1 protein-coding gene is annotated in these 238 nt (G+C 38.2%); it reads left to right on the top strand.

Features of this window, described 5'->3' with window-relative positions; genetic code table 11:
• Nucleotides 1-238, top strand: a 238-nt coding sequence (locus ACWA1B_RS23560; RefSeq protein WP_456911116.1) for a RagB/SusD family nutrient uptake outer membrane protein, incomplete at both ends; no start/stop codon positions are given.

The following is a 238-nucleotide window of genomic DNA, read 5'->3' as shown; positions in this document are numbered from 1 at the left end:
AAGTAAACTGGGGAGCAGACACTGCTTTGAAAACTCGTTACGAAGCTGAAGCACGTTTCTTAAGAGCACACTTTCATTTCCAAGCTGCAAAAATGTTCGGAGATATTGTTCCGTTAGATCATACTGTAACAACAAGTGAGTTTGAATTGCCAAGACAAGCACCAGAAGTTACTTATGCTTTAATTGCAAACGATTTAAAATTTGCTGCAGACAATTTAGGACCAGAAAATTACTCGCA

The sequence above is a fragment of the Flavobacterium xizangense genome (assembly GCF_054075145.1).
The sequence above is the reverse complement of the archived record's forward strand: the minus strand, read 5'-3'. Positions and strand labels throughout refer to the sequence as shown.